The sequence below is a fragment of the Streptomyces sp. NPDC005648 genome, from assembly GCF_040605395.1.
Taxonomy (GTDB): domain Bacteria; phylum Actinomycetota; class Actinomycetes; order Streptomycetales; family Streptomycetaceae; genus Streptomyces.
Map to the genome: position 1 here is coordinate 1 of NZ_JBEXCS010000198.1, position 1,989 is coordinate 1,989.

The window sequence follows — 1,989 nt, forward strand, 5'->3', positions numbered from 1 at the left end:
GCCCGCCGGGGCCGGGGCACGCGGACGGCGCGGGCGCCGGGGGGGGGGGACCCCCCCACCCCGGGGCGGTCGCGGCCCCCGCCGCCGACCACGCCCTCCAGCTCCTGCATCAGCGCCGACCAGTTCTGCGAGGAACCGCCGAGCCCATGGACGTAGAGCGCCGGCGGCAACCCCTCGCGCGCGGGTGGTCTCGAACGCATCGTCAGCGTGATGCCGGGCAACTCGACCGACCTGAGCCGCTCGCCCTCGGCAACCCTGACGGGCGCCACCTTCGGGAGCACATTGGTCGCCGGTACGGACGGCAGCTCGGTCGAAGACATGCGCCAATGTTACGAGACGATCACGCAGTGGCTCATGTGTTCGCCATCACAGCTGACATGCGCATCGCATGGCGTCCGCATCGGGTGTCTCCTAGGCTCGTTATGAGGGCACCCGCTGTGGCCCCTGCTTCTTCCAGGGACATTCGTAGGAAGGGAGCCCAACCATGGCCATCGACCCCACGGACCCCGAGACGTTCGAGGACGACGACACCCGCGAGGCGCCGGAGTTCGACGTCGAGGCACCCGAGGACGACGCCGCCGAGCAGTACGCGGACGTCACCGGGGACCGTGACGACCCGCTGGAGGACGTGGACCCTGCCCGCGGGAACGAGGCCGACCTCGTCGAACAGCACCGGGTGGTCTCCATCGACGAGGACGACTACCGCTGAGGACGACTACCGCTGACGAGGGACCCGCACACGACGACGCCGCTGAGCTGGAAGGAGGCGGATCCCTGCCCGCTCCGACCCGTTTTGAAACCTTCCGCCCGGCTTTCGCCACCGTCCGGTCCGTGAAATTCTGCGCTCGCACCGCGCACAGCAGGGTTACCGAAAAGTACGATGGCCGCGCGGCGCACACCGCATGTGGACGAATTTGGGAGGCGGCGTGACAGCCATCGAGCAGACAGAGGCGGCGCGCCCGCGAGGCACGCGTCTGCCTCGCCGAGCCCGACGGAACCAGCTGCTGGGCGCCGCCCAGGAAGTCTTCGTGGCGCAGGGCTACCACGCCGCCGCGATGGACGACATCGCCGAGCGCGCCGGCGTCTCCAAGCCGGTGCTCTACCAGCACTTCCCGGGCAAGCTCGACCTGTACCTGGCCCTGCTGGACCTGCACTGCGAGTCCCTCATCCAGGCGGTGCGTACGGCGCTCGCGTCGACGACCGACAACAAGCAGCGCGTACGGGCGACCATGGACGCCTACTTCGCCTATGTGGAGGACGACGGCGGCGCGTTCCGCCTGGTCTTCGAGTCGGACCTGACGAACGAGCCCGCCGTGCGCGAGCGCGTCGACAAGGTGACGAACGAGTGCGCCGAGGCGATCCGTGACGTCATCGCCGAGGACACCGGCCTCTCGTCCGCGGAGGCGATGCTGCTGGCCTCGGGTCTCGGCGGCCTCGCCCAGGTCGTGGCCCGCTCCTGGCTGCACAGCGACCGCAGCGTCCCGCGCGACCAGGCGGTGCAGCTGCTGACCTCGCTGGCCTGGCGCGGTATCGCGGGCTTCCCGCTGCACGGCGCCGACCAGCAGCACTGACGCGCACGCGCGCGTACCCGGCGTTTGTTCCCGCCGCCTGTTCGCTCCTGGCGTGCAGGCGCGGACCGTGTACGTCCCCTCACCGGGCTAATGTGTGCTGGGTACGGCGCGTAAAGGTCGCGCACTTCACTGACCGTCGGAGGGACATAGCCGTGGAGGTCAAGATCGGCGTGCAGCACGCGCCCCGCGAGATCGTTCTGGAGAGCGGTCAGAGCGCCGAGGAGGTCGAGCGGATCGTGGCCGAGGCACTGGCCGGGAAGTCGCAGCTGCTCTCCCTCGTGGACGAGCACGGCCGCAAGGTCCTCGTCCCGGCCGAGCGCCTGGCCTACGTCGAGCTCGGCGAGCCGGCCCCGCGCAAGGTGGGCTTCGGCGCGCTGTAGGCAGACAGCACAGGAGGGCCCGGCGACTTCGTGTCGCC

The 1,989-nt window shown here is 70.3% G+C and carries 3 protein-coding genes and 1 pseudogene; 3 read left to right on the forward strand and 1 reads right to left on the reverse strand.

Features of this window, described 5'->3' with window-relative positions; genetic code table 11:
- A pseudogene (locus ABZT17_RS45095) lies at positions 1 to 320 on the reverse strand (hypothetical protein); the annotation flags it as partial.
- A 164-nt stretch (positions 321 to 484) separates the two neighbouring features.
- On the opposite strand from ABZT17_RS45095, the gene ABZT17_RS45100 reads away from it, so the two are divergent.
- The 3 genes from ABZT17_RS45100 to ABZT17_RS45110 all read left to right on the forward strand — a co-directional run bounded on the left by ABZT17_RS45100 (position 485) and on the right by ABZT17_RS45110 (position 1,951).
- Positions 485 to 709, forward strand: a complete 225-nt coding sequence (locus ABZT17_RS45100) for a hypothetical protein (protein WP_356357994.1) — start codon at positions 485 to 487, stop codon at positions 707 to 709.
- A 217-nt stretch (positions 710 to 926) separates the two neighbouring features.
- Positions 927 to 1,571 (forward strand): TetR/AcrR family transcriptional regulator, encoded by a 645-nt coding sequence (locus ABZT17_RS45105; protein ID WP_356357995.1) that lies wholly within the window; start codon positions 927 to 929, stop codon positions 1,569 to 1,571.
- A 152-nt stretch (positions 1,572 to 1,723) separates the two neighbouring features.
- On the forward strand, positions 1,724 to 1,951 hold the full coding sequence (locus ABZT17_RS45110) for a DUF3107 domain-containing protein (protein ID WP_058923385.1): 228 nt from the start codon (positions 1,724 to 1,726) through the stop codon (positions 1,949 to 1,951).
- Positions 1,952 to 1,989 lie beyond the last annotated feature (38 nt).

Bases quoted from the DNA above. Each gene is read 5' to 3' on its own strand.
- ABZT17_RS45100 (WP_356357994.1), top strand. From the start codon at position 485: ATGGCCATCGACCCCACGGACCCCGAGACGTTCGAGGACGACGACACC.